Annotated in this window: 25 protein-coding genes, 1 pseudogene, 1 riboswitch and 1 other annotated feature; of the genes and pseudogenes, 14 read left to right on the top strand and 12 right to left on the bottom strand. The window is 33.7% G+C overall.

The genetic code is table 11. The features are described from left to right. The first annotated feature begins 221 nt into the window (after nucleotides 1-221). Both LK443_RS03615 and LK443_RS03610 read left to right on the top strand, forming a co-directional pair. Nucleotides 222-653, top strand: coding sequence for a helix-turn-helix domain-containing protein (locus tag LK443_RS03615; RefSeq protein WP_227932158.1), 432 nt, complete (start codon nucleotides 222-224; stop codon nucleotides 651-653). A 9-nt stretch (nucleotides 654-662) separates the two neighbouring features. Beyond that, a complete protein-coding gene (locus LK443_RS03610) occupies nucleotides 663-950 on the top strand; it encodes a hypothetical protein (protein ID WP_227932156.1) in 288 nt (95 codons plus the stop codon). 169 nt (nucleotides 951-1119) lie between these two features. Here LK443_RS03610 and guaA read toward each other — a convergent pair whose 3' ends face one another. Together guaA and coaA are read right to left on the bottom strand one after the other, a co-directional pair. After that, nucleotides 1120-2673, bottom strand: a complete 1554-nt coding sequence (gene guaA / locus LK443_RS03605; RefSeq protein WP_227932155.1) for a glutamine-hydrolyzing GMP synthase — start codon at nucleotides 2671-2673, stop codon at nucleotides 1120-1122. A 177-nt stretch (nucleotides 2674-2850) separates the two neighbouring features. After that, nucleotides 2851-3774 (bottom strand): type I pantothenate kinase, encoded by a 924-nt coding sequence (gene coaA / locus LK443_RS03600; protein ID WP_227932154.1) that lies wholly within the window; start codon nucleotides 3772-3774, stop codon nucleotides 2851-2853. 168 nt (nucleotides 3775-3942) lie between these two features. On the opposite strand from coaA, the gene mvk reads away from it, so the two are divergent. Genes mvk through fni form a run of 4 tightly spaced genes read left to right on the top strand, consistent with a single transcriptional unit; the run spans nucleotide 3943 to nucleotide 8197 of the window. Further along, nucleotides 3943-4971 carry a mevalonate kinase gene (gene mvk, locus LK443_RS03595; RefSeq protein ID WP_227932153.1) on the top strand — a complete coding sequence of 343 codons (1029 nt, stop codon included), beginning with the start codon at nucleotides 3943-3945 and terminating at the stop codon, nucleotides 4969-4971. Between the two features lie 12 nt (nucleotides 4972-4983). Continuing rightward, nucleotides 4984-6009 (top strand): diphosphomevalonate decarboxylase, encoded by a 1026-nt coding sequence (gene mvaD / locus LK443_RS03590; protein ID WP_227932152.1) that lies wholly within the window; start codon nucleotides 4984-4986, stop codon nucleotides 6007-6009. A 2-nt stretch (nucleotides 6010-6011) separates the two neighbouring features. Continuing rightward, entirely contained in the window at nucleotides 6012-7124 is a 1113-nt protein-coding gene (locus tag LK443_RS03585; RefSeq protein ID WP_227932151.1) for a phosphomevalonate kinase, read from the top strand. Then, nucleotides 7121-8197 (top strand): type 2 isopentenyl-diphosphate Delta-isomerase, encoded by a 1077-nt coding sequence (fni, locus tag LK443_RS03580; protein ID WP_227932150.1) that lies wholly within the window; start codon nucleotides 7121-7123, stop codon nucleotides 8195-8197. Before LK443_RS03585 ends, fni begins: the two co-directional genes overlap by 4 nt. Before the next feature lie 380 nt (nucleotides 8198-8577). On the opposite strand, the gene LK443_RS03575 is transcribed toward fni, so the two are convergent. From LK443_RS03575 to LK443_RS03545, 7 genes are all read right to left on the bottom strand, one after another. Further along, complete coding sequence (locus LK443_RS03575) at nucleotides 8578-9501, bottom strand: YeiH family protein (RefSeq protein WP_265416434.1); 924 nt, start codon at nucleotides 9499-9501, stop codon at nucleotides 8578-8580. Between the two features lie 137 nt (nucleotides 9502-9638). Continuing rightward, entirely contained in the window at nucleotides 9639-10523 is an 885-nt protein-coding gene (rsmA, locus tag LK443_RS03570; protein WP_227932149.1) for a 16S rRNA (adenine(1518)-N(6)/adenine(1519)-N(6))-dimethyltransferase RsmA, read from the bottom strand. Between the two features lie 4 nt (nucleotides 10524-10527). After that, nucleotides 10528-11079 carry a ribonuclease M5 gene (gene rnmV / locus LK443_RS03565; RefSeq protein WP_227932148.1) on the bottom strand — a complete coding sequence of 184 codons (552 nt, stop codon included), beginning with the start codon at nucleotides 11077-11079 and terminating at the stop codon, nucleotides 10528-10530. After that, entirely contained in the window at nucleotides 11076-11858 is a 783-nt protein-coding gene (locus LK443_RS03560) for a TatD family hydrolase (protein WP_227932147.1), read from the bottom strand. The genes rnmV and LK443_RS03560 overlap by 4 nt, the downstream gene beginning before the upstream one ends. Before the next feature lie 21 nt (nucleotides 11859-11879). Further along, complete coding sequence (locus LK443_RS03555) at nucleotides 11880-12518, bottom strand: MBL fold metallo-hydrolase (RefSeq protein WP_227932146.1); 639 nt, start codon at nucleotides 12516-12518, stop codon at nucleotides 11880-11882. A 168-nt stretch (nucleotides 12519-12686) separates the two neighbouring features. Next, nucleotides 12687-13196 (bottom strand): QueT transporter family protein, encoded by a 510-nt coding sequence (locus tag LK443_RS03550; RefSeq protein ID WP_227932145.1) that lies wholly within the window; start codon nucleotides 13194-13196, stop codon nucleotides 12687-12689. Nucleotides 13197-13201: 5 nt separating this feature from the next. Next, nucleotides 13202-13248, bottom strand: a riboswitch (PreQ1 riboswitch). Between the two features lie 113 nt (nucleotides 13249-13361). Next, the gene (locus LK443_RS03545; protein WP_227932144.1) at nucleotides 13362-14498 is read right to left on the bottom strand and encodes an acyl-CoA dehydrogenase family protein; all 1137 of its coding nucleotides are present in this window, start codon (nucleotides 14496-14498) and stop codon (nucleotides 13362-13364) included. A gap of 147 nt (nucleotides 14499-14645) precedes the next feature. On the opposite strand from LK443_RS03545, the gene LK443_RS03540 reads away from it, so the two are divergent. The 8 genes from LK443_RS03540 to LK443_RS03500 all read left to right on the top strand — a co-directional run bounded on the left by LK443_RS03540 (nucleotide 14646) and on the right by LK443_RS03500 (nucleotide 24439). Continuing rightward, on the top strand, nucleotides 14646-16433 hold the full coding sequence (locus LK443_RS03540; protein ID WP_227932143.1) for a glycerophosphoryl diester phosphodiesterase membrane domain-containing protein: 1788 nt from the start codon (nucleotides 14646-14648) through the stop codon (nucleotides 16431-16433). A gap of 243 nt (nucleotides 16434-16676) precedes the next feature. Next, nucleotides 16677-18074, top strand: a complete 1398-nt coding sequence (locus tag LK443_RS03535) for an SSURE domain-containing protein (RefSeq protein ID WP_322563573.1) — start codon at nucleotides 16677-16679, stop codon at nucleotides 18072-18074. 70 nt (nucleotides 18075-18144) lie between these two features. Further along, entirely contained in the window at nucleotides 18145-18843 is a 699-nt protein-coding gene (locus tag LK443_RS03525; protein WP_227932142.1) for a response regulator transcription factor, read from the top strand. Then, nucleotides 18840-19886 carry a sensor histidine kinase gene (locus tag LK443_RS03520; protein ID WP_227932141.1) on the top strand — a complete coding sequence of 349 codons (1047 nt, stop codon included), beginning with the start codon at nucleotides 18840-18842 and terminating at the stop codon, nucleotides 19884-19886. Before LK443_RS03525 ends, LK443_RS03520 begins: the two co-directional genes overlap by 4 nt. Before the next feature lie 321 nt (nucleotides 19887-20207). Then, a complete protein-coding gene (locus tag LK443_RS03515; protein ID WP_227932140.1) occupies nucleotides 20208-21152 on the top strand; it encodes a metal ABC transporter substrate-binding protein in 945 nt (314 codons plus the stop codon). Continuing rightward, nucleotides 21145-21819: a metal ABC transporter ATP-binding protein gene (locus LK443_RS03510; RefSeq protein ID WP_227932139.1), complete on the top strand. Its 675-nt coding sequence runs from the start codon at nucleotides 21145-21147 to the stop codon at nucleotides 21817-21819. The genes LK443_RS03515 and LK443_RS03510 overlap by 8 nt, the downstream gene beginning before the upstream one ends. Nucleotide 21820: 1 nt before the next feature. Beyond that, entirely contained in the window at nucleotides 21821-22612 is a 792-nt protein-coding gene (locus LK443_RS03505; protein WP_227932138.1) for a metal ABC transporter permease, read from the top strand. A 30-nt stretch (nucleotides 22613-22642) separates the two neighbouring features. Then, entirely contained in the window at nucleotides 22643-24439 is a 1797-nt protein-coding gene (locus LK443_RS03500; protein ID WP_227932137.1) for a hypothetical protein, read from the top strand. A 140-nt stretch (nucleotides 24440-24579) separates the two neighbouring features. Here the strand turns inward: LK443_RS03500 and LK443_RS03495 are convergent, their stop codons facing one another. The 3 genes and pseudogenes from LK443_RS03495 to serS all read right to left on the bottom strand — a co-directional run bounded on the left by LK443_RS03495 (nucleotide 24580) and on the right by serS (nucleotide 26108). Beyond that, nucleotides 24580-24756 carry a hypothetical protein gene (locus LK443_RS03495; RefSeq protein ID WP_227932136.1) on the bottom strand — a complete coding sequence of 59 codons (177 nt, stop codon included), beginning with the start codon at nucleotides 24754-24756 and terminating at the stop codon, nucleotides 24580-24582. Then, nucleotides 24734-24820, bottom strand: a pseudogene (locus tag LK443_RS03490) (phosphomethylpyrimidine kinase); the annotation flags it as partial. The pseudogene LK443_RS03490 and the gene LK443_RS03495, both read right to left, overlap by 23 nt. 7 nt (nucleotides 24821-24827) lie before the next feature. Then, nucleotides 24828-26108 carry a serine--tRNA ligase gene (gene serS / locus LK443_RS03485; protein ID WP_227932135.1) on the bottom strand — a complete coding sequence of 427 codons (1281 nt, stop codon included), beginning with the start codon at nucleotides 26106-26108 and terminating at the stop codon, nucleotides 24828-24830. 90 nt (nucleotides 26109-26198) lie between these two features. Next, nucleotides 26199-26422, bottom strand: a binding site (T-box leader). Nucleotides 26423-26430: the final 8 nt, after the last annotated feature.

The following is a 26430-nucleotide window of genomic DNA, read 5'->3' as shown; positions in this document are numbered from 1 at the left end:
AAAGGGCGAGCATTAATTTATATGTCTTACAATTTCCGTTCAATATCGAACGGTATGTATATATAATAACAGTTCATATTTGTTCTGTCAAGTTTTTTCTATTTATTTTTTTCTATAATATTCAGATACTTGCAAATATTTACAACAGAACAGTTTTGTTGAGCTTTTATTCGTTTTGTGATAAAATATTTATAGTTATTGTGAAATAAGGAGGAGTTAGTTTGATTTCTGGAGAAAAATTAAAAAAGTTAAGACTTATACGAAACTTAACTCAAAAAGAACTTGCCATTAAGTCTGGTTTGACAGATGCTGCTATAAGAAATTACGAGCTTGGAAATAGATCTCCAAGTAAAGAACAATTACAAAAAATATCTGAAGCACTTGATTGTGACATATCAGCATTAATTAATCATGAACCTAATTCTATTTTTGAAATAATGCATATAATATTTGATTATGAAAAAGACATGAAGTTTAGACCGTTGGCAGGCGATGGAGAGATCACTGGACTTTTATCAAATGATGTAGACTTCAATAATTTTCTTATAGAATGGAATGAGATGAGAAAAAAGCATTACAACGATGAGATAACAGACGAGGAATTTGAAGATTGGAAGTTATCTTACCCTAAAAAATCAAGATTTTTAAAATAAGAGGTAATTATGTTAAACACTAGTGGATTATTATTTACACTCAATTCTGATGAATCAGCCGAGATTGGGTACGAGGATTATGATGTAGAAATTTTTGATGGAGCTGACTATGAAGTTATGTATTATTTAGACAAAAATAATTTTAAATTATTGCTTGATGCTCTCGGCATATCTAAAAAAGATAATATTGAAAAATACTTAATTGATGAGTTTGATAAAAATTTCGACTCCAATAAATTTGAAGATTTCTGTAACGAAAAACATATAGAATTTAAAAGGAATGTTCATATTGGATAAAAATAAAGACCATAGCTTGAAACTACGGTCTTATTTTTTGTCCAAATGTAAACCACTTGGAACTATTATTCAATTTATTCTTTTTAACAAATGTTCCCATTTTAATCCCAGTTACAGTTTTTCATCTTCTGTAACTGTTGATTTTACAAGGTTTTTTGTTTTTTTGCTACTATTCCCATTCAATCGTAGCAGGTGGTTTACTTGTAATGTCATACACCACTCGATTCACATGTCCGACTTCGTTAACAATTCTTGCACTGATGGTTTGTAAGACTTCCCATGGGATGCGGGCGAAGTCACTTGTCATACCATCGATACTTGTCACTGCACGAATGCCGATTGTGTAATCATAGGTTCTTCCGTCTCCCATTACTCCGACACTGCGAATTCCTGGTAAAACGGTGAAGTATTGCCATACATCTCTTTCAAGTCCGTTTTTGGCAATTTCTTCTCTTAAGATTGCATCACTTTCTCGTACGATTTCTAGTTTTTCTTCAGTTACTTCTCCTAGTACACGAATACCTAATCCTGGTCCTGGGAATGGTTGGCGCCATACGATTGAATCTGGCATGCCTAACGCTGTTCCTAAGGCACGAACTTCGTCTTTGAATAATGTATTCAGTGGTTCAATTAATTCAAACTGCATATCCTCTGGTAGTCCTCCCACATTGTGGTGAGACTTAATTGTTTGAGCTGTTTTTGTTCCTGATTCGATAATATCTGTATATAAAGTTCCTTGTGCTAAGAAATCCACATCCGTTAATTTTGCGGCTTCATCATCGAATACATAAACAAATTCATTTCCAATAATTTTACGTTTTTGTTCTGGATCACTAACACCTTTTAATTTTGATAAAAAACGATCTTGGGCATTCACTCGGATAATATTTAAGCCGAATTTTCCAGATAAGCTTTCCATTACTTGGTCGCCTTCGTCTTTTCTAAGTAAACCATGGTCTACAAAAATACACGTTAATTGGTCGCCGATAGCTTTTTGTAATAGAACACCTACAACGCTTGAGTCAACCCCGCCTGATAACCCCAATAATACTTTTTTATTACCAACTTTTTCGCGGATTTTTTCAATTTCCATCTCGATGAAGTTTGCCATCGTCCAATCACCTGTAGCACCACAAATATTGAACACGAAGTTTTTCAACATATCATTTCCATGAATACTGTGACGTACTTCTGGATGGAATTGTACGCCATAAATATTCCGTTCTGGGTTTTCAAATGCTGCAAATGGTGTATGGTCATTCGAAGCTGTTACAGTGAAACCTTCAGGAATAGCTGTAATTCTGTCACCATGGCTCATTAAGACTTCTTCTGAAGTAGATAATCCTTGGAAAATTCCTGAATCTGTATTAAATACTTCTACTTTAGCAGGGCCATATTCTCTTGTCGTTGAAGATTCAACAGTTCCTCCAAATAAATGAGTTGTCAGCTGCATTCCATAACAGATTCCTAATACCGGAATTCCTAATTCAAAAATAGCAGGATCTACTGTAAAAGCACCTGATTCATAAACACTATGAGGTCCTCCAGAGAAAATAATCCCTTTTACATTTCCATGTTTTTTGATTTCTTCCGCTGTAATATCATTATGAAGTAACTCACTGAATACTCCAAATTCACGAATACGACGTGTAATCAGTTGGTTATACTGACTTCCAAAATCTAATACAATAATTTTTTCTAACGAAGTGGTTCTTGTTGACATAAAAAGCCTCCTTAGTCTTATTACCTATATTGTATCAGAAAATCACGAAAATCACCTTAAATATTTATAAAATTCGTTCGGATTTTTATTAAATTTTCTCATTTTTCTTGTATACTCCTTTCAATTCCAAAAAAGAACCCACAGCGACATTCATACTGTGAGTTCTTCTTCCATTATTTAGTATTTCTTCACTTGGACATAATCAATATGATGTCCGTATGTTTTATGCAAAATGAAGTCTGCACGCCTTTTTGTTGGTAAGATGTATTCTTTTAGATTTTTCAAATTGGTTTTTTTCCACACATCTTTTGCCATAGCAATCGCTTCTTCTCGATCTCCAATCGCAAATTGGTAATAAAAATTATCAGGTTGAGTTTTTGCTCGTTCCATTAATAATTCAAAACGTTCTAAATACCATTTTTCAATCAGATGTTCTTCTGCATCAACATAAATCGACCAGTCAAAGAAATCACTTACGTAAATTTCTCGATTTGGTGGTAATTGTAATACATTAATTCCTTCCACAATTAAAATATCAGGTGGATAGATAACTTGTTTTTCATTTGGAATAATGTCGTAAATTTCATGAGAATAAACAGGTGCTTCAACAGCTTCTTCTCCTGTTTTAATATCCAGTAAGAAATTCACTAATGATTCCATATCATAACTTTCAGGGAATCCTTTTCGGTGTAAAATCCCTTTTTCCACCAAATCCTTTGTAGGCCATAAAAATCCATCCGTTGTCATCAGCTCAATGGTTAATTCTGGATATTTTTGTTGGAGCATTGTTTGCATTAAACGAGCCGTTGTACTTTTCCCAACTGCCACACTTCCTGAAACTCCAATAATAAACGGAACTTTCTTCTTCGGTTGTTTTAAAAAACATTGTTCTTGTTCATGAATTTGCCCATGTTTTTGATAATAGATATCAAAGTAATCTAATAAAGGTGCATATACTTCTTGTACATCAATTAACGAAATTCTATCATTCAATGATGTTAAATGTTCTAATTCATGTAATGTTAATGCCAAGTGATGAGCGTTTTGGTATTGTTTCCATTCATCTCGGCTAATATGATAATACGTCGATGTGTCTGTCACAACGATTCTCTCCTTTTGTTGAATTCCTTTTCTAGCGTATTTTACCATAGTTTTTTTAGGATGACTAACGATTGGGTCTTTAAATTTCCGTTAAATCCTCGCTTGTTCGTTTACACCTTTAGTGGTTTTTAGTATGATAAATAAGAGAAATTATGAAGGAGTTTTATCATGGAATATACAACAGCTTCCGGTATGGGACAATCTACTGGAAAAGTCATTTTAATGGGGGAACATGCAGTCGTCCATCATCAACCTGCGATTGCCATTCCTTTTTCCGGTGTATCAGTTCAAGCAAAAATTCAACCAAGCTCTCATCCGCTAAGCATTCATTGCGACTTTTATAGTGGATTAGCTTATGAAATGCCGGAAATATTAAAAAGTTTAAAGTTTACCATCCATGAAGCATTGAATCAAATTGAACAACTTCGTCCTGAATTAAGAATTACACCTACTACTCATTCGTATTGGAATAATGGAAAAGTAGAAAAAGGCAAGGCTTCCTTCGTACAAGCACCTTCTATTGAGATTACAATTACTTCTTCGATTCCTGCAGAACGCGGCATGGGATCTAGTGCTGCTGTTTCAGTAGCAGTAGTGAGAGGATTATTTGATTATTACAATGTTCCTTTAAGCGATCCATTATTATTTGAAATTGTACAAGCTTCTGAAAAAATCGCTCATGGAAATCCAAGCGGTATTGATACAGCAACAACTAGTGGAAAAGAAGCCGTATTTTTTATAAAAGGAGAAGCTTTACAACCGCTGTCGATTCAACTAAAAGGAAGTTTAGTCGTGGCAGATACAGGCATTACAGGACAAACTCTAAAAGCTGTTCAAACCGTACAAAAAAAAATCCAACAAAAACCCATTTCTACTCAAAATATCATTGAAAAAATTGGATCATTAGTACACACTGCTAAAGATTGTCTATCAAAAGGAGACGTGCAGACATTAGGAAGTCTTCTGACTCAAAACCATGCACTTCTCCAACAATTAGAAGTATCAAACGAAACATTAGACCATCTTGTTCAAACGGCTCTTGAAAATGGAGCGATTGGCGCCAAAATGACAGGTGGCGGACTTGGTGGGTGTATGATTGCTCTTGCAGCAAATCTTGCAGACGCACAAAAAATTGCTGCAGCTTTACAACAAGCAGGAGCGATACAAACATGGACACATTCATTTTCCAATGAATAAAAAGGAGCTTATATGAAAACAACAGGAATTGCACGTGCACATACAAATATTGCACTTATTAAATATTGGGGGAAAAAGGATAAAACATTATTCCTTCCAATGAATAGTAGCTTATCCCTCACATTAGAGGCTTTTTATACCGATACAAAAATCACTTTAGATGAAACTTTAGAAAAAGATGAATTTTATCTAAATCATGTTTTGCAACAAGAAGCAGAAACACATAAAATTTCAAAATTTTTAGATTTATTCCGTATTCCTGCTAAGGAAACACGATTTGCTCGTATTGAAAGTTATAACTTTGTTCCTACTGCAGCTGGTTTAGCAAGTTCTGCTTCAGCTTTTGCAGCTTTAGCAGGAGCGATGCATCAAGCAATGGGATGGAATTTATCAAGAAGTGAATTATCGACATATGCTCGTCGTGGAAGTGGAAGTTCTACGAGAAGTTTATTTGGTGGCTTTGTTGAATGGAATCAAGGAACAAATTCCAAAGATAGTATGGCGATTCCTATAGACGATGCTTCTTGGGATATTGGGATGCTCATCGTCGTTGTCAATGGTGCTGCTAAAAAAATCTCCAGCCGTGTTGGAATGGAGCAAACAGTTGCCACTTCTCCGTTCTATCCTGCATGGGTAGAAAGTGCAAAAACTGATTTAGAAAAGATTAAAACAGCCATTCAAGAGAAAAACTTTACTCGAATGGGAGAAATTGCTGAATTTAACGGAATGAAAATGCATGCGACAATGCTAGCCAGTCAACCTCCGTTTTGTTATTTTGAACCAGATAGTCTGATTGCTCAGCAACAAGTCGTTTACTTACGTGAAGTATTAGGAATTCCTGCTTATTACACAATGGATGCTGGTCCGAATGTAAAAGTTCTTTGCAAGGCGAGTGATTTAGACAAAGTCCGTGACCATTTCGAACAATATTTTGCTTCTGAAAAACTTATTTCCTCTCTTCCAGGAGAAGCAATGAGAACTCTAACAGAAGATGAATGGCAAGAAAGCATTCAACATTTTAATCATAAAGGAATTTAACTATGAATATACAAGCTACAGCTCCTGGAAAATTATTTATCGCTGGCGAATATGCAGTCGTTACTCCAAGACAACCGGCACTGATTGCAGCTGTCAATCGCTATTTAACCGTTGACTTAACTCCTTCTCTTGCAGAAGTTGGAACGATTTATTCCACTCAACAACCGAATTTGACGCTTCATTGGAAAAGAGAACAAGGACTTTTACAAATGATCGAAGAAAATCATCCATATACATTAATGACTACTGCAATTGAAGTTGCTGAAACTTATGCGAAACAACGAAACTATTGGAATGAAAATCTCTATCATTTAAAAGTAACAAGCCAATTAGATGATGTTCACTCTACTATCAAATTCGGTCTTGGCTCTAGTGGAGCTGTTGTTGTTGCGACCATTGACGCTATTTTACAATGGCATCATATTCCTGTTGAACCTCTACTCATCTATAAATTAGCAGCCATTACCAATACTCTTCTTGGTAGTAATGGTTCCTTAGGAGATATTGCTTCTAGTGCATTTGGAGGTGTCATTTTATATCAACGAATCGATGCAACATGGATCCAAGAACAATTACAACAGCATTCTATTTCAGAAGTCGTCGACAAAGGATGGACAGGCTTAGTGATTCAGCCAGTATCTTTACCAACATCGCTAAAAATACTTGTAGGATGGACAAAGGAAAAAGCAGATACTTCTTCGTTCGTATCATCCGTCACTCATACAAGAACACAAGCAGAAAAAGATGCGTATTATCAACAATTTTTGAAACAAAACACAATGATTCTAAACCAACTAACAACTGCTTTAACAAACCAAGATACAGAAGCATTTCTACAAGGAATTACGGATAATCGAGCTCTCTTATTAAACTTTGCTAAGGAGATGAATATTGTACTCGAAACCCCATCCTTAACAAAACTTTGCCAAATTGCACTTCAAGAAAACGCAAGTGCCAAAACTTCTGGAGCTGGCGGAGGCGATTGTGGGATTTGCTTTATTACAAAACCACAACAAGAAGACACCATCACAACCCAATGGGAAAAATCTGGTATTCTTCCACTAAACTTAGAAATAGCCCCTTCAAAAGGTGCTATTAGAAAGGAACTCTCATGATACAAGCCTATACACAACAAATGAAAAGAAAAGATGAACATGTAGGTCATGCGACTCAACAATATCAATCACAGTCGCATTTAGAATTACGACAAACTCGTTTTGTCCACCATCCTCTATCTGAAATGGCTGTAGATGAAATTTCTCTTCAAACAAAAATGGCAGGATTCACTTTAGAAACTCCATTTTTCATTAATGCGATTACTGGTGGAAGTCCTCGAACAACTCTGATTAATCAACGGCTAGCACAATTGGCACATGAAACAGGAATTGCGATGGCCACTGGATCGATGAGTATTACCATGAAAGACCCTTCTACTGCAGAAAGCTTTACCATTATCCGAAAAGAAAATCCTAACGGAATTGTATTGGCGAATTTAGGTGCACACTATACCGTTGAATCTGCTAAAAAAGCGATTGACCTCATTGAAGCTAATGGCATTCAAATCCATGTGAATACTTTACAAGAATTAGTGATGCCTGAAGGAGATCGCTCTTTCCATCATTGGTTAAAAAACATTGAGGAAATCGTCTCTAATGTAGATGTTCCTGTTATTGTTAAAGAAGTGGGATTTGGATTTAGTAGAGAAGCAATGCAAGAACTGATCAATATCGGAGTTCAAACGATTGATATTAGTGGACGTGGAGGCACAAATTTTGCAGCCATTGAAAGTGCTCGAAGAGAAGATGATTTATTTGATGAATTAGAAGACTGGGGACAAACAACAGTTCAGTCCTTAGTAGAAGGTTATGATTTATCTTGTGAACTCATTGCTTCTGGGGGCATTCATTCACCATTAGATATCATAAAATGTCTTGCTCTAGGAGCAAGTGCTGTAGGAATGTCTGGAGAATTTTTACATTTAATTCGCCCACAAGATTCCCTACCAACAGCCATTCAAACGGTCAATGACTGGAAGAATCAATTAAGAAATATTTACACCCTATTAGGCGTTTCAAAAACAGAAGCATTACGCCAAACAGACATCATTCTCCCAAAAACCACCGCTCACTGGTGCAACGCCCGCCACATAGACTGGACAACCTTCGCAAATAGAAGTAAAAAGAAATAGAAAAACAAAGATTTGTTTTAATAGCAGAAGCAACCAAAACCGCAACAGCGGTTTTAGTTGCCGGAAAATTTGAGACCCTAGGCTCAAATTTTAGCCATGAGATTCGCTTTTGCGAAGCTGCTGGCGTCCGTTGCCATTCAAAACAAATCTTTGTTTTTTCTATTCTACGACACAAATAAGAAATGTATGATTCTTAATAGATAGGCGAAAAATCCGATAATCAACAAGCAAATCATCACCACATGTAAATAAACTCCAACCATCGAAGTATTTACAAACGATTGAACCGCATTTACCTTCAAAAAAATCAAAAGATAAATCAAACCTATCCAAAATCCTACACTCAATAGGCGCTTCATAAACTCTCCTTCATTCAGGGACTACTTCATTACAAAATATTGAAAAAATAAACTAGTTACTCCTACTACAAACCAAGTTGCCAAACCTGTAGCAATCGGTTTAGCTCCTGCTTTACGGAAACTCTTAAACGATACTTGGCAACCAATACCAGCTAATGCCATTGCCATTAACCAGTTAGAAGCTAATTTTGCATATGGGATAAATGCTTTAGGGAAAATTCCCACACTTGTCACAACAGATGCCACTAAAAACCATAAAATAAACATCGGGAAAATTTTCTTCCAATTCACAGATTCCCCAGATTGCTTTTGACGTCTTGCTTCAATAAGTGACAAAATTAAGCAAGCTGGTAAAATCATTAACGCACGTGTTAATTTTACAATCGTGGCAATATCGCCTGCCCCACTACTATAACTATAACCAGCAGCGACTACGCTGGAAGTATCATTAATCGCTGTTCCTGCGAACAATCCAAATTGTGCATCTGTCATTTGTAACACATGTCCTAAAAATGGGAATAAGAACACAGCAATAATATTAAATAAGAAAATTGTTGACATCGACAAAGCAATTTCTTCATCATCTGCTTCAATAATAGGAGAAGCTGCTGCAATTGCAGAACCTCCACAAATGGCTGTCCCAAATCCTACTAATGTTCGTAAATGATTAGATAAGCCTAACCATTTTCCCACAAGAGCTGCTGTTAAGAAAGCTGCCACAATCGTAAAAAGCGTTACTTGTAAAGACTCTAATCCTGTTTGTTGAACTTGGGCAAATGACATTGTAAACCCTAATGCAATAATCGAATAATGTAATAATTTTTTAGCAGAATAATTAATTCCTGGTTTAAAATCACTTGGTAATGTATAGAAATTACTGACTAACATCCCAAAAATAATCGCAAATACCGCACTTCCAATAACCGGCATTACGTCTCCTAACATAACAGCTAATACTGCTAATCCAAAAGTTAATAAAATTCCTTTACTTCGTTGAACCCATTATTCCATTTTTCTCCATCCTTTCAAAAATGATTACAAATAAATATATCACGTTCCCTGTCTTTTCCTGTGAACAATTGTTACTCTTCTACAAATTGTTGTAATTGATTCGATAAGGCTGCAAATTCTTCAATCGTTAATGTTTCTGCTCGACGATTTGGTTCAATCGAAACAGAGTCCAAAGCTTCTTGGATTTGTTCTTTTGTTAGTTTACCTGGCACATAAGCTTTAACCAAATTATTCCATAATGTTTTTCTACGTTGGACAAAACTATTTTTTACTAAATCAAAGAAGAAAGCTTCATCTTTGACCGTTACTAGAGGTTCTTCTCTACGTTCCAATACTAAAATGGCTGAATCTACATTTGGCGCTGGATTAAAAACTGTTTTAGGAACAATAAATCCAATTTTGGCATGGCACCAATATTGAATTGCCACTGTTAATGAGCCATAAGCTTTTGAATTTGGTTGAGCAGTCATTCTTTCTGCCACTTCTTTTTGCATCATCATCGCAAATCCATCAATTGGTAAACCAGATTCTAAGAGATTCATAATAATCGGTGTCGTAATATAATACGGCAAGTTTGCAACGACTAGCAATCTCTCCTCCACATTGAAGTGTTCTTGAATCACTGTTTCTAAATCAACTTTTAAAATATCTTCATGAATCACAGTGACATTGTCATAATCTGATAAAGTATCCTCTAAAACAGGAATTAAACGTCCATCAATTTCAAATGCTAATACTTTTTTAGCAGCTCTTGCTAAGCGTTGCGTTAACGCACCAATTCCGGGTCCAATTTCAATGACATTGGTTTCTTTATTAACATCTGCCACATCTAACATTTTTGTTAAAATATTAGGTTCAATTAAAAAGTTTTGCCCTAAACTCTTCTTTACTTTAATGCCATGGCGTTCCATAATTTCTCGTGTTCGAGTCGGTGTGGCAATATCTTTTTCAAACATCTTTTTAACTCCTTTCCTGTACATTTTGCACCGCATTTCGTAATTCTTGCTCTGAAATGCCAAATAATTTCAATCGTTTCGTTAATTGTTTTCCATTTGTATGTCCAATTCGTAATTCTTTAGACACTTCTTTTCTTAAATAAGACGAATGCGGATAGCCAATCAATCCTAGTTCTAAAATTACCGATTGAGCAATCGCTTCTTGAAGGTCTGCTACTGGCTTATACACATGCTCCAATGCTTTTTGAATACTTTCATCGCTAGCATGTTCCACTCCAAGACTTTTATGATTCGTTTTTCGAACGGCTTCTTCTCTTTCAATAAAAGCATGACTAACCGTCGGAATCGCTTCTTGAATCATCGAACGAATTCTTTGTCCGGGATAATCTGGATCTGTAAACACAATGACTTCTCGAATTTCACTTGCCTTTTTAATTAATGCGAGTGTTTCATCATCAATAGCTGAACCATTCGTTTCAATCGTTTCAATTTCTGGAAAAACTTCCTTTAATCGACGAGTGTCATCTCGCCCTTCAACTACTATAATTGGATTCATTTTAATCCTCTTTCTTCAAACCGAAATAGCTTCATTGCATTTTCTGTCGATGCTCTAGCAATTTCTTCCCAAGCCATTTCCCGTTCCTTAGCAATTGTTTCAACAACATAGCGGGTATACCCCGTTTCGTTTCTCTTTCCACGATACGGAACAGGAGCCAAATAAGGGGCATCTGTTTCAACTAAAAAACGATCGAGTGGAACGATTTTCGCACACTCACGAACTTGAGGAGCATTTTTAAACGTTACAACTCCACTAAAAGAAATATGCATTCCTAAATCTAAGAAACGTTTCATATATTCCACATCGCCATTATAACTATGCATAATTCCACCAATATCTCGAATATCTTCTTCTTTTAAAATACGATAGCAATCTTCTGTCGCATCACGATTATGAATAACAATCGGCAATTTCATTTCTTTAGCAATGGCAATTTGACGACGGAATACTCGTTCTTGTTCTTCTGGTGTAGAATCATCCCAGTAATAGTCTAATCCCATTTCCCCCATTGCCACTACTTTTGGATGGGTTAATTGTGTGATTAATGTTTTCTCAATTTCTAGTGTATAGGCATGTGCTTCGACCGGATGCCATCCTACAATCGCCACTACTTCTTCAAAAGTTTCACTTAATCGAAGAGCTTTTTCAATCGTTGGTGTATCAAATCCGACAACCGCAAATCGCGTAACAGCTAATTCCTTTGCACGCTTAATAACGTCTGCTTCTTCTCCTTCGAATTGCTCTACATTTAAATGTGTATGTGTATCAAAAATCATTATGAATTCTCCTACTGAGTCCTATCTCGTTGCGCCATTTAAAAACGGATTACTTGCAATTTCATCTTGTAATGTTGTTGGTTCTCCATGTCCTGGGAAAACAACCGTATTTCCTGGTAATGGTAATAAATATTGTTCAATCCCTGCCATTAATGTCATATGACTGCCATATGAGAAGTCACTGCGTCCAACGCTTCCTTTGAATAAAACATCTCCTCCGATAACAAATCCATTGTCTTTGAAGATAAAGACTGTACTACCTGGAGAATGTCCTGGAATTAACGCTAATTCAGGCTCGAAACTTCCAATTTTCCATTTTCCTAATTCTGCTGGATAGTATCCGTCAGCAGGTTTTACCGTAATATTTTCGTTTGAATATAATGAACGATTGAAATCTGTATTCGTTAAAAATTCTTTTTCAATTTCATTCATATACATTGGAATATTATAGGCTTTTCTTAATTCATCTACTGCTCCAATATGATCTCCATGCGCATGTGTTAACACAATCGCAATTGGCTTCAATCCTTCTTCTTCAATTAATTCTTTAATATCCTCTGCTTGTGCACCTGGGTCAAAAATTAATGTTTCTTTATTTTCATCAATTAAAAAATACACGTTCTCTTGTAGACGTCCTACTGTTAAACTCAATAATTCCATTGAAATTCCTCTTTTCTGATTCATAGTCTACTATAGTTTAGATGCTTTTATGCTATTTGACAAGTTATCTGGTTAAGTTTTGACTTTTTTAATAAACCTAACCAACAACATTTCCCACAACAATAAAAGGCATACCCGAATTCTCGAATATACCTTTTAAAACATCAATTATGCATTCATTTGTTTTGTAAAATCAATTGCTTTGTCGGCTGCTAACATGACTGGAATTCCCACTAACATGACTACAATTTCACCAACAAAAGTTTCAAAGTAGCTTAACCAAAATGGTAATTCTAATACAATTTTCAACTCAATAGCTACTAAGAAAATCATCACACTAAATACGATGGATAACAATAACATTTTCCCTTTTAAATCTTTTGCAAATCGGAACACTAATGTACCAATCAATAAAGATAAAATAGAATGTCCTAAACCAAATACTAAATCATACACTCCTAAACCAGAGCTAGACATAAAAATCGTATTGGCTAAAATAACACCCGCAATAATTCCGTACCCATATTTTTTATCAAAGACAAATAAATGGTTTAACATTTCTGAAATACGGAATTGGATATTCCCAAAGGACATAAAAGCAAATACTGTTGTAATCACCACATATAGTGCTGCTACAATCGCATTGATAATCAACACTTTTACATTATTTTGTTTCATTTCTTTTCCTCCTAGTTTTTTGAATCGAGGGATGGTTGCGAACCTCGAGCGTTCAAAACGCCACGAATGATTATACTATAAACCTCTTGAAAATACTAGGAATATCGCTAGGCGTCCCCTTGAAAAAGAAGAAATTCAAACAAAACTCACACCCCAACCAACTAACTACGCAATAGGTCCTAATAAAATATTTGCCCATGCATCATGAAGAGATTCTTGATCAGATGGTTGGAATAAACCAGCTAATACATCACGATATAAGCGTGAAAGTTCTGTTGTATTATAATAAGAACTTCCTCCACTCGCACGTACAATTTCTTCCACCGCTTTTTTAGACACTTCAACAGAACGATTTTTAATCGAAGATAAACGTGGTAACCAAATAAAGCTATATTCTTTGCTTGATTCCAATCTTTGACTTAATTCATTAATTTGTGGTTGAATGCCATCTAAAATAATAGCTGCTTCGGCAATTCTCCAACGAATATTTTTATCTTGAGAATACGGCGCATCATTCGATACAGAATGACGATTTTTTACCGTTTCAATTCCGATTTCTAACGCACGTTTTCCAATCCCATGATAAGTAGCAGCTAATAAAATTTCAAAATAAGCAAAAATACCAAAAACCACTGGATCAAAACTTGGACCAGGAGCTACTTTTGTTAAAATTTGCTCTTCTGCAGCATAAATACCTTTTAATTCAACTGTGTTTGATTGAGTTGCTTTCATTCCTAATGTATTCCAATCATCTTTGACTTCGAACGTTTCTGCATCAGGTGTTAAATAAGCAAAGACCGATAATGGAGATTCTCCAGAAGTATCTGAACCAAATGAAACTAATTTATCGCAATATTTCCCCATCGATAGGAAAACTTTCTTCCCATAAAAACGATAGTCTCCATCTTCTTGTGGCTCCGCTTTTGAAATGGAGCCAAATAAAACTCGGTCATTACTTGGTTCAGAAATACCAAACGCCAGCAACTTCCCATCAGCCGCATCTCGTAAAATTTGCTCGCCCTTCTTATTCCCGAATCGAACCATATGTTTGGCTAATCCGACAATAATTTGGTGCATATTAATACCAAGAGCTGTTCCTGGTGCTGCCATCGCCAGTCTTGTTTGTTCTTGTGCAATTTCTTGAAGAGATAAACCATATCCCCCATATTCTTTTGGCACAAAAGCTTTATAATACCCCGCTTCTTTTAATGCCTCATAATCTTCCTTTGGCCACGCATTTTCTAAGTCATATTGCGCTGCTCTTTGATGAATTTGTGCTAGTAATTCCTCCGATAAAAACATAAAACCCCTCCTATAAATTCATGATTACGCTTTAAGTATACGGAAATCCCTATACGGATACAACGAATCAAACTTGCATTTTCTATAATATTCAACTTTTCTTCATTCTGTGCTACAATATTCTCAATCTTTCTATAAGGAGGCTTTATGGAAAATCAAACTTTACCTGTTTGGAAATCTGTTCGATTTGTATTAAACAATTTATTTTCCAATAAAATTACCTATGTTCGAAATGCTGCCTTTTTACAATTTTTCATATCCTTTGTTGGTTTTCGAATTTTATCAACTTTATTTAAAGGCATTATTTTTTTATCGGGAGAAAGTAATTTTAATTTTAGTAATATGAAATTATTCTTCTCTTCTCCCATTATTATTTTAGCATTTATTGCGTATTTATTCGCCGTCATTTTATTTGTCTTTATTGAATTTTCAATTCTTACGTTTATGGTTTATGGAACCATTTCTAAGACACATTTTTCGTGGCGAACGAGCTTGAAAAATGCTTTCGGTGAAGTAAGAGAATTTTTCAGCCCACAATTTATCTATTTCTTATTGTATTTATTGACCCTATTACCATTAGGAAAATTTGGAATGACTTCGTTTTTAACCGAACAATTATATATTCCAAACTTTATTACAGAAGAAATTCAAAAAACAACTACCGGAGCAATCGGATTTAGCATTGTATATATCGTGCTGGCTTATTTTCATCTTCGATTCATTTACGCTATTCCACTACAAATTTTGACGAATCATTGTTTCTTAGAAAATCTAAAAACAAGTTGGTCTCTCACAAAGAAGAAGATTTGGAGACATATTGGAATCTTCTTACTAGTTGAGGCCGTCCTATCCATTATCGGATTTTTAGTGACATTTATTCTCACGGTTACTTTAGGAAACTTATCTTCTATAATGGATAATGTCTTTATCGTAACGAGCCTATTCGTCTTATCAAAACTAGTCATTTTCTTTATGGCGATTTATACTAAAATTTCTCTAGTCATTATTTTAGTAAAACTAGCAGATGATGAAGACGCAGTAGATGTAACAATTAAGCATCATATTCCTGAAATCCCCTTTAAAAGTACCATTATTACAGTGTCAGCTTTTATCGGTTTAACGATTTACTATTCTAGCGAAGCGATTACAAAATATTACTGGGAAAACTCTTCCTCAGCTGCTATCGTCGCTCACCGAGGATTTACCGAATACGGAGTAGAAAATTCTCTTGAAGCTCTAGAAGCTGCAGCAAAAGAAGGCGCCGATTATGTGGAAATGGATATTATACTCACAAAAGATAATCGCTTTATCGTCATGCATGATTATAATTTGAAACGATTAGCACGTCTCAATAAAAAAGTTAAAGATATGACTTATGATGAAATTGTTGGACTTCCAATTTACCAAAATGATTACGAAAGTCACATTCCTTCTTTTGAAGAATTTGTTGCCAAAGCAAAGGAACTGAATATCAAATTACTTATTGAATTAAAACCTCATGGTTTTGAAGGAGATGACTACACCGACCTCTTTATTGCAAAAATGAGAGAATTAGGGGTTGAAAAAACTTACAAAGTAATGTCTATCAACTTAAACGTGATTGAAGAAATTGAGCGAAAAGCTCCTGAAATGGATACCGGATATGTCATTCCACTCCAATTTGGTGGATTTGGAAATCCTGCTGTAGACTTTTATGTGGTGGAAGATTTTTCTTACCATGACTTAACAGCCATTGCCGCAAGACAACAAGGTCATGAAGTTTATGTTTGGACGATTAATGAACCTGAAGAAATTCATAAATATCTTCATAGTTCCGTTTCAGGCATCATTACTGATCACCCTGATATTGCTAAAGAAGAACAAAAGCACTTACTCGAAGAAAGCACCCCTGTTGAGCGTGTGTTAAATGCAATTAATATTAGTGTGAAAAAATAATTTTAAAGGTAACAATCATTTACAAGGATGATTGTTGCCTTTTTATTATTAGAAAAACTCCTCTCCTATCTGGAAATATATCCATTCAAACATTATTTTCACTAATTATTTCGTATTATAAGTAATTCATAACGTATATTTAAGAATTATTTTAGATTTTGATTAATTTCACTTTATTTTCACCTCGTATAGTATCAATGTACAAAATAAATAAAACTTAGGAGGTTTTACTGTGAAAAAAATATACAGGGCAAATTTACTAGATGGTCAATCCGTCGTTTAAGTGTCGGTGTAGCATCCGTCGCCATTGCTAGTGGATTCTTTATGATTACCTCTCCAGCAACTTCCGTACTAGCAACAGAAATCAATGTTACACCAGTTACTCAAACGAAACCAGATAAGGTTGATAACGAGAAAGAATCAAAACCGGATGATGTTAATAAACTTATTAAAAATGCTGTTGATACAGCCTTAACAAATCAAAATGATTCAACTACTCCTGAACAAGTAAAAGATGGAGTGAAAGAAAACACAAAAGACAGCATTGATGTTCCTGCTGCTTATCTTGAAAAAGCTGAAGGAGTTAGTCCTTTCACTGCCGGTGTGAACCACGTAATTCCATATGAATTATTCGCTGGTGATGGTATGTTAACTCGTCTTTTACTAAAGGCTTCTGATAAAGCTCCTTGGTCTGACAATGGCACAGCTAAAAATCCTGCTTTACCCCCTCTTGAAGGATTAACAAAAGGGAAATACTTCTATGAAGTAGACTTAAATGGCAATACTGTTGGTAAGCAAGGTCAAGCTTTAATCGATCAACTTCGCGCCAATGGTACTCAAACTTATAAAGCTGCAGTTAAAGTTTACGGCAATAAAGATGGTAAAGTCGACTTGACGAATCTAGTCGCTACTAAAAATGTAGATATCAACATTAATGATTTAGTTTCTAAAGAAACTGTTCAAAAAGCTGTTCAAGATAACGTAAAAGAAAACATCGATGTCCCTGCTGCTTATCTTGAAAAAGCTGAAGGAGTTGGTCCTTTCACTGCTGGTGTGAACCAAGTAATTCCATATGAATTATTCGCTGGTGATGGTATGTTAACTCGTCTTTTATTAAAAGATTCTGATAAAGCTCCTTGGTCTGACAATGGTACAGCTAAAAATCCTGCTTTATCTCCTTTAGGTGAAAATGTGAACACTAAAGGTCAATACTTCTATGAAGTAAATTTAAATGGCAATACTGTTGAAAAACAAGGTCAAGCCTTAATCAATCAACTTCGCGAAAATGGCGATCATACTTATAATGCAACTGTAAAAGTATACGGTAATAAAGATGGTAAACCTGACTTAACAAATCTTATTGCAACTCGTAACGTGAAAATTCATTTCAATAAAGTATCAACTTCTACAAATACAACTCAAGCAACGAACAATATGAGTATACCTAAAGAAGAAATGAATTCTTCAATGATGGCACATCAAAAAACAACATCTCAAGATATGATGAAGAAAGATAACATGTCTACTCTTCCAGAAACTGGAGAAACAGCTACAAACACTGCAACATTAGGTGTATTTGCAACAGCATTTGCTTTTATCATCGGAAGTTTAGGATTAAAAGCTAAAAAAGAAAGAAACTAAGTTTGATTCAAACAGAAATGGTGTTATACCGAGCGAAAGTATAACACTATTTTTAAAAAAGGAGTTTCTAATGGAAAAAACAATATTACTGGTAGATGATGAATTTGAAATTACAGATATCCAAAAACGTTATTTATCTCAATCTGGATACAATGTTTTAGTGGCTCACGATAGTCTCGAAGGATTAGAAATATTTAAAAACAAATCCATCGATTTAATCATTACAGATATTATGATGCCTAGAATGGATGGGTATGATTTCATTAGTGAAGTACAATACTTATCACCAGATCAGCCTTTCCTCTTTACCACCGCTAAAACCAGTGAACAGGATAAAATCTTCGGTCTTAATATGGGAGCAGATGATTTTATCATTAAACCCTTTAGTCCAAGAGAACTCGTTCTTCGAGTCAATAATATCTTCAAGAGAATTTATAAAAGTGGAAAATCTCCTCAAGTGCAGCTTGGAAATCTCACCATGAACCACGAGACCTATGAAGCTTATATTGGAAACCACCTACTGAATTTAACAATTAAAGCATTTGAACTTCTTTGGATTTTATGCAAACATCCTGAACGTGTTTTTTCAAAGACAGAATTATATGAAAAAGTTTGGCAAGAAGAGTTTATCGATGATACGAATACCCTTAATGTCCATATCCATGCTTTGAGACAAGAATTAACAAAACATGCTAGTATGCATACTCCAACCATTAAAACCGTTTGGGGATTAGGCTATAAAATTGAAAAACCACGAGGTACATTATGAAATTAAAAAGTTATATTATCATCGGTTACTTGATATCTACTCTTTTAACGATTCTTGCAGTTTTTTGGGCTATTCAACGAATGCTAATTGACAAAAGTGAAGTATATTTTTTAGTTGGAATCACACTCATCGCTAGTTTTATTGGAGCTATGATTAGCTTATTCCTTCTTTCCCCCATCTTTTCTTCACTTCAAGCTCTTAAATTAAAGGCGAAAAAAATTGCCAATAAAGACTTCGGAGAACCTGTAGCTAGTAAAGGTCCCATTGAATTTCAAGAATTAGGGGAAGCTTTTAATGATATGTCTGCTAACTTGCAACAATCATTCTCCTCACTTGCAGAAAGCGAAAAAGAAAAACGGTTAATGATTGCTCAACTTTCTCATGACATAAAGACTCCAATTACTTCTATACAAGCAACTGTTGAAGGTATTTTGGATGGCGTCATTACTCACGAAGAACAATTCCGTTACTTAACCACTATTAATCGTCAAACTGAACGATTAAATAAATTAGTAGAAGAATTAGATGACTTAACTCTTAATACACAAGAAACTGAGTATCATCAAAAAAACGAAGTGATTTTCTTAGATCAGTTATTAGTTCATGCTATGAATGAGTTCCACCTTTTAATCGAGCAAGAAAACAGAGAAATTAATATACAAGTTCTACCAGAATCTGCTAAATTTATAAGTCATTATGATAAATTATTACGTATTCTAATCAATTTATTGAATAATGCTTTTAAATACTCTGAGCCTGGCACACCAATCAATGTAAAAGGTACGTTAGAAGATAACACTCTCACAATTAGTCTATCGGATAAAGGAAAAGGAATTGATGCTAAAGAATTTGAACATATATTCAAAAGACTCTATAGAGTTGAAAGTTCAAGAAATATGAAAACTGGAGGCCATGGACTTGGTCTAGCCATTGCTCAAGAATTAGCTCATCAACTGGATGGAAAAATTACGGTTCAAAGTCAAAAAGATGTAGGAAGTACCTTCATTCTTTCTATCCCTTTTGAAAATAAAAATTCTAAATAAGAAAAAGGAATGAACGTGCCATAAGGTTCGTTCATTCCTTTTATTTTGATTGTTCGACAAATGAGACTTTTTGCCCAGCCTCTCGCGTCAAATTTTTGACGAGTTTTTTCTTTTAATTGACTTCCCGAGATAATTTTTTTGATTTCTGAAACAGATTTGTATGATGATATCGCTATTTCCTCTAAAAAAGGTCACAGCGTAAATAATTCTTATTTCTTTATAGTTGAAATTTTTTATCTTTTGTTTTAAAATAGTAATCATTACGATTTGAAAAAATTTATGATGATTTTTTTCAAATCAAAAATATAAAGGAGAAAAATAATGAAAAAAAGTATTAAATATTTCTTGGTGCTTATGCTTACAATTTCTGTTATTTTATCAGGTTGTAGCAAAAATGACAGCAAGAATAAACAGCAAAATAACAACGATAAAAAAGTAATTTATACCACTTTCTTCCCTGTTTATGATTTAACTAAATTAATCATTAAAGATAAAATGGAAGTGAAAACTATTATAAAAGGCAATGAAGAGCCTCATAATTTTGAGCTTAAAGCCCAAAATATGAAAGAAATTTCTAACGCAGACCTTATTATTTACAATGGAGCTAATATGGAAAACTTTATAGATGCTCTTAAAAAAAGTACAAATAATGATGATAAATATTTAGACCTTTCTAAAGGTTTAACTCTTCTTGAAGGAAAAGGAGGAGATGACGGACTTAAAAAAGAAGGAGAACATATTAATATAAACCCTCATACATGGTTAAGTGTTAAAAATGCCATGACAGAACTTGATACAATTTATCAAAAAGTTTCTAGTATAGACCCTGAAAATGAACCTTTTTATAAAAAAAATTTAGAAGAAGCTACAAAACAATTTAAACAATTAGATAATAAGTTTGAAACAGAATTAAAAAAAGTGAACAAAGATGAAAAATATTTTGTTACTTCTCATGCTGCATTTAACTATCTTGCAAAAGATTATGGACTAAAACAAGTGGCTGTTACTGGAATTTCTCCAGAAGATGAACCATCAGCACAGCAACTTTCTAAAATTGCAGATTTTGTTAAAAAACACAATATAACTACGATATTTTTTGAAGGTAAGGCTACACCAAAAGTTGCTGAAACTTTAGCAAAAAGTACAAATACTAAAACATCAACACTTTATACAATGGAAAATTTAACGGAAGAAGAAGCTAATTTAGGTTATGTTAAACTTATGGAACTTAACTTAGATGCCTTGGTGAAATCATTTAATGAATAATGTACTTGAAATAAAAAATTTAGATTTTAAATATGATAAAAATTCTGATTACATATTAAAAAATATAAATTTTAATATATTAAAAAATGAATTTGTTGCCATAATTGGAGAGAATGGAGCAGGGAAAAGTACTCTTTTAAAATTAATATTAAGAAAACTTCAACCTGATAAAGGTAGTATTTTTATTTTAGGAGATGATATCAAGAAAAATAATCACTATAAAGATATTTCTTATATTTCTCAAAACTCTGTTCTTTCATATAAAGGTTTTCCTACAACTGTAGAAGAAGTTATAAATAATCATCTTAAATTTTTAAAAATAAATGTTAATGTAGATGAATATTTATCTATAGTAAATCTTTTAAAACATAAAAATAAATCTCTTTCCTCTTTATCAGGAGGAGAGTTACAAAGAGTTGCTATATTAGTTGCTTTAATAAAAAATTCTAAAATAATAATACTTGATGAACCTACATCTAATATTGATAAAAATTTTTCAAAAGAATTATTTACTCTTTTAAAAAATTTAACAAAAAAAGATAAAACAATTATCATGGTAACTCATGACCTTCATGAACTTCACCATTATGTTGATTATGCCATTAAAATAAAAAATAACTCTTGTGATAAGTGTTTAAAAGAACATTTAAAAAACTTAGGAGGATAAGATGCTAGATATTTTTAACTATCAATTTATGACAAGAGCTTTTATAGTTGGAGGTCTTTTGTCGGTAATATTACCCTGTATGGGAATGCCTATACTTCTAAAAAGATTATCATCTATGGGCGATACTCTTGCTCACTCTTCTCTTGCTGGTGTAAGTATTGGACTTTTTACGGGGATACACCCCATATTAGGGTCAATAGTAGCGTGTATTGTCGCCTCACTTAGTATAGAATTTATTAGAAATAAACTAAAAGCATATCAAGAAATTTCTACTGTTATAATATTAGCAGCTTCTGTAGGTATTGCTGGTATTTTCTCTAGCTTTAGTAGTGGAAATACAATTGCATCTTATCTTTTTGGTTCTATTATAACCATTAGTGATAGTGAATTTTATCTTGTAATATTTATATCACTTATAGTTTTAATATCTTATAAATTAATATATACAAAACTTTATCTTTTAATATTTGACGCTGAAAATGCAAATATCTTAGGAATTAATAATAAAACAATTAATTTTATTATAACTTTTTTAAGTGCAATTTCTATATCAATTTCAGCAAAGACAATTGGTTCACTTATAGTGTCATCACTACTTATTATCCCATGTATTCTAGCAATGCAATTTTGTAAAACATATAAAAATACACTAATCATTTCAATTATATTTTCTATATGTTTTATCTATGCAGGACTTTTTATATCTTACTATTATGATTTAAAACCAGGTTCTGTTATTGTTTTAATATCTGTAATAACTTTACTTATGACCTTAATAATAAAAAGAAAATAAATTATAACTTTAATAGTGAAAAGGAGAATTATGAAAAAAAATAAAAAATTAACAATAGCAAATTACTTACTAGCTACAACATTATTGCTAACGGCGTGTTCTACTTCTAATTCAATAAAAAATACTGAAAATAAACATGATTTTGAAGAAAAAAAATCTTCTTATGTCCAAGATAACACTACAGAAGTGTTAATTGATAATCCTAATATTAAAAAAGAAGATATAGCTAAAATTATAAAACACGGTGATCACTGGCACGTATTTACAAAAGATGGGAAAGAACATATAACTTATACAGACCCTAATACTATCTCTGACGGATCAAGTATAAGTTCTTCTAGTGTAGTTGATAGCAAAGACCTTAATGGTACAGATGTTGTTGCTATAAAAAAACACGGTGATCACTGGCACGTATACACTAGAGATGGCCAAGAATATATTACTTATGATGACCCTTCTAGTATGTTCCCTGATGTTCCAGTTACGCAGTATACAGGTCACCATGGAGATTTAGGCAGTAGCAATTATGGCGGAGCAAGTTACAATTACTTAAGTAATAGTAATACTAACTCTTATGATTCATCTTCTGAAGAACACGATTCTTCAAATGCATCTACACCATTGGTCCCACAAAATGGAACTATAAAAGAAGCAATAGAAAGATTGCACATTGTAGGAGTTTTGGGTAAAAAGGCAGCCAATCGTTATGATATAGTTAAAATATTGCAACATGAAGACCATTTCCACATATATGATTCAGAAGGTAATGAAGGAATAACATATACTAACCCTAGAAATCTTTATCCTAATGCTTCATTTGGGCAATATCAAGGAAGCCATGGAGATAATAACAATAATAATAATAACAATATTACTAATTCTCAGTGGCCAGCAGGAATTACAAGAATAGTTGACCACGGTGATCACTGGCATCTTTATAGAGGAAATACTGAAGTTGCAGTTGTCCATGAAAATCCAAGATCACACTACCCTAATGCAGAATATATAGACGAAAGACCTCGTAAACATAATAATACAAAAGTAGAAAACCATGAAATTTTTAGTTACTGGAGTGTAAGTGCTGAATTAAAAGATGGAATACTGGATGTATTAGATGATAATCTTAAAAATATGACAAACTATGGTAGTTTAACAGATACAAACATACCTGTCTATGGTTCTGACGGAATAAAAGAAAATATATTTTACTGGCTTCACAACGGAAATCACTATCACGCTATAACAATAAAACAAATTATTAAAAATGCAAAAGCGGGAGATTATGGAAATTATACAGCAAGAGAAGTTGTTGCAGCACTTAAATATATCATACAAAATCCCGAAAAAATAAAACAATTACAAAAAGAAAATGAAGAAAAAATAACCGTAGATCCAGAAAAAATAATTAACTTTTTAAAAAATCATTATCACTTAAAAAATGATGATATTTATGTTCTTGGAAATGAAGCTTATATATACGATGCACAATCAGATTCACACAAATTCTTTTTAAAAGATTTTAAAGAAGAAAATGGAAAAGTAGTATACAAAAAAACATTACCACAAATAACAACAGCTAAATCCAAAAAAGATCTAAACGAAAGTGTGGAAAGTACAGAAAATGAAGAAAATGAAGAAAATGTAGAAAAGAAAGAAAATAAAGAAAAAGTAGAAAATTCAAAAAAAGAAGAAAAAGATATCAAAAATAAAGAAAAGAAAAACGCTAAATCCCAAGAAGATCTAAGCGAAAGTGTGGAAAGTACAGAAAACAAAGAAAATGAAAAAAATGTAGAAAAGAAAGAAGACAATAAAAAAGAAGAAAAATAAATAAAGTTCTAAAATTTGGTTGTTCGACAAATCCTGTTGGTGAGAAATCACCGACAGGATTTTTTACATGCAAAAAAGAGAAATCCAGGTTATGATTAAGTCGACCAAAACAAAAAACAAAGGAGGATTTCTCTCATAGACTATTGTATAGGATCAATTAAAGTAGATCCTCCCTTACTTTCATCTCTTAAGTAATCCTCTTTTAAATAGTTAAAATGTATCGGTTCATAATCCCAGATTTCTATTCTATGCCCTTGAAAAATATGTTGTTGAAACGATTCCTCAATTTTCTTAACCTGTTTTCTTGCAGTATTCATCAAAGACTTTCGCTAACACTTCTTGAACACGCCAATTTTCGTCTTTAGATACTTCATTCTTCATCTAATCATTATTTAGTAATTTTTGTAACTCCACCCATATATGGAACTAACGCTTCAGGAATTGTTACACTTCCGTCTGCTTCTTGGTAGTTTTCTAAGATGGCTGCTACTGTACGACCAACTGCTAAACCAGATCCATTTAATGTGTGTAATAATTCAATTTTTCCAGTTTCAGTTTGACGGTAACGAATTTTCGCACGACGTGCTTGGAAGTCTACACAGTTTGAGCATGAACTAATTTCACGGTAAGTATCCTGTGCTGGAATCCATACTTCAACATCATATGTTTTAGAAGCTGAGAATCCCATATCTCCTGTACATAATACAATTGTACGGAATGGTAAGCCTAATCCACGTAATACATCTTCTGCATTATCTGTCATTTTTTCTAATTCATCAAATGATGTTTCAGGAGTTGCGAATTTCACCATTTCTACTTTGTTGAATTGGTGTAGACGAATTAATCCACGAGTATCTCTTCCGGCACTACCTGCTTCTGAACGGAATGAAGGACTTAATGCTGTGAAGTAAATTGGTAATTGTGCTTCTTCTAAAATTTCATTTGCATAATAGTTTGTTAATGGAACTTCTGCTGTTGGAATTAATGTTAAATGACGTTCGTCTGTTAATTGGAACACATCTTCTTTAAATTTAGGGAATTGTCCTGTACCATACATTGATTGTTCGTTTACTAAATATGGTGTAATCATTTCTGTATAACCATGTTTTTCCACATGTAAATCAATCATGTAGTTGTAAATCGCACGTTCTAAACGAGCACCTAATCCTTTGTAGTATAAGAAACGACTTCCTGATACTTTCGCTCCTCTTTCAAAGTCTAAAATATCTAATGCTTCTGCTACTTCCCAGTGTGGTTTTGGTTCAAAATCAAAGACACGAGGAGTTCCTTCACGACGGATTTCTACGTTTTCGTTTTCATCTTCCCCTACTGGTACATCTGCTGCAGCAATATTTGGTAAGCGTGAAGCGATGTATTCTAATTTTTCTTCTACTTCTGCTAATAACGCATCTGTTTCTTTTACATCTTCCCCAACTTGTTTCATTTCAGCAATTTTTGCGCTAGCATCTTCTTTATTACGTTTTAATTGAGAAATTTCTTCCGTTACTGTATTACGGTATTGTTTTAATTGCTCCGTTTTTAAAATTAATTCACGACGTTTTTCGTCTAAATCACGCAATTCTTCTACTACTTTACGTTCTACTCCGCGGTTTTGTAATCCAACCACAACTTCTTCAAAGTGATCTCTCACTCGTTTCATATCTAACATATTGATTCCTCCAATTTCTTTTGTTTGCCTGTTGAAAATTTGTTTAAACCATTGTAAAAAAATACACACAACTCATCCCCGACAAATTGTCACTGGGACGAAGTTGTGTGTTTCACTTTTATCTTCGCGGTACCACCCGTATTCAATGTTTCCATTGCACTCATTTGCGATAACGGTTTGCTCCGGATGGCTTAATCAATGCTTTCGCCATGCATCATAGTATGTGGATTCGCTTGTCATACTTTACTAGCTTTCACCAAACGCTAGCTCTCTACAAAAGACTTCAAGTTACTATTCATACAGTTTTTATATGTCTATATTT

The organism is Granulicatella elegans (genome assembly GCF_020735385.1).
Taxonomy (GTDB): Bacteria; Bacillota; Bacilli; order Lactobacillales; family Aerococcaceae; genus Granulicatella; species Granulicatella elegans_B.
This window is presented reverse-complemented; position numbering and strand designations above follow the sequence as displayed.

What these genes read in the sequence shown, in the direction of transcription:
- LK443_RS03610 (WP_227932156.1), top strand. Translation starts at nt 663, where the DNA reads ATGTTAAACACTAGTGGATTATTATTTACACTCAATTCTGATGAATCA.
- guaA (WP_227932155.1), bottom strand. Translation starts at nt 2,673, where the DNA reads ATGTCAACAAGAACCACTTCGTTAGAAAAAATTATTGTATTAGATTTT.
- mvk (WP_227932153.1), top strand. Translation starts at nt 3,943, where the DNA reads ATGGAATATACAACAGCTTCCGGTATGGGACAATCTACTGGAAAAGTC.
- mvaD (WP_227932152.1), top strand. Translation starts at nt 4,984, where the DNA reads ATGAAAACAACAGGAATTGCACGTGCACATACAAATATTGCACTTATT.
- LK443_RS03585 (WP_227932151.1), top strand. Translation starts at nt 6,012, where the DNA reads ATGAATATACAAGCTACAGCTCCTGGAAAATTATTTATCGCTGGCGAA.
- fni (WP_227932150.1), top strand. Translation starts at nt 7,121, where the DNA reads ATGATACAAGCCTATACACAACAAATGAAAAGAAAAGATGAACATGTA.
- LK443_RS03575 (WP_265416434.1), bottom strand. Translation starts at nt 9,501, where the DNA reads ATGTTAGGAGACGTAATGCCGGTTATTGGAAGTGCGGTATTTGCGATT.
- rsmA (WP_227932149.1), bottom strand. Translation starts at nt 10,523, where the DNA reads ATGTTTGAAAAAGATATTGCCACACCGACTCGAACACGAGAAATTATG.
- rnmV (WP_227932148.1), bottom strand. Translation starts at nt 11,079, where the DNA reads ATGAATCCAATTATAGTAGTTGAAGGGCGAGATGACACTCGTCGATTA.
- LK443_RS03560 (WP_227932147.1), bottom strand. Translation starts at nt 11,858, where the DNA reads ATGATTTTTGATACACATACACATTTAAATGTAGAGCAATTCGAAGGA.
- LK443_RS03555 (WP_227932146.1), bottom strand. Translation starts at nt 12,518, where the DNA reads ATGGAATTATTGAGTTTAACAGTAGGACGTCTACAAGAGAACGTGTAT.
- LK443_RS03550 (WP_227932145.1), bottom strand. Translation starts at nt 13,196, where the DNA reads ATGAAACAAAATAATGTAAAAGTGTTGATTATCAATGCGATTGTAGCA.
- LK443_RS03545 (WP_227932144.1), bottom strand. Translation starts at nt 14,498, where the DNA reads ATGTTTTTATCGGAGGAATTACTAGCACAAATTCATCAAAGAGCAGCG.
- LK443_RS03540 (WP_227932143.1), top strand. Translation starts at nt 14,646, where the DNA reads ATGGAAAATCAAACTTTACCTGTTTGGAAATCTGTTCGATTTGTATTA.
- LK443_RS03525 (WP_227932142.1), top strand. Translation starts at nt 18,145, where the DNA reads ATGGAAAAAACAATATTACTGGTAGATGATGAATTTGAAATTACAGAT.
- LK443_RS03520 (WP_227932141.1), top strand. Translation starts at nt 18,840, where the DNA reads ATGAAATTAAAAAGTTATATTATCATCGGTTACTTGATATCTACTCTT.
- LK443_RS03515 (WP_227932140.1), top strand. Translation starts at nt 20,208, where the DNA reads ATGAAAAAAAGTATTAAATATTTCTTGGTGCTTATGCTTACAATTTCT.
- LK443_RS03510 (WP_227932139.1), top strand. Translation starts at nt 21,145, where the DNA reads ATGAATAATGTACTTGAAATAAAAAATTTAGATTTTAAATATGATAAA.
- LK443_RS03505 (WP_227932138.1), top strand. Translation starts at nt 21,821, where the DNA reads ATGCTAGATATTTTTAACTATCAATTTATGACAAGAGCTTTTATAGTT.
- LK443_RS03500 (WP_227932137.1), top strand. Translation starts at nt 22,643, where the DNA reads ATGAAAAAAAATAAAAAATTAACAATAGCAAATTACTTACTAGCTACA.
- LK443_RS03495 (WP_227932136.1), bottom strand. Translation starts at nt 24,756, where the DNA reads ATGAATACTGCAAGAAAACAGGTTAAGAAAATTGAGGAATCGTTTCAA.
- serS (WP_227932135.1), bottom strand. Translation starts at nt 26,108, where the DNA reads ATGTTAGATATGAAACGAGTGAGAGATCACTTTGAAGAAGTTGTGGTT.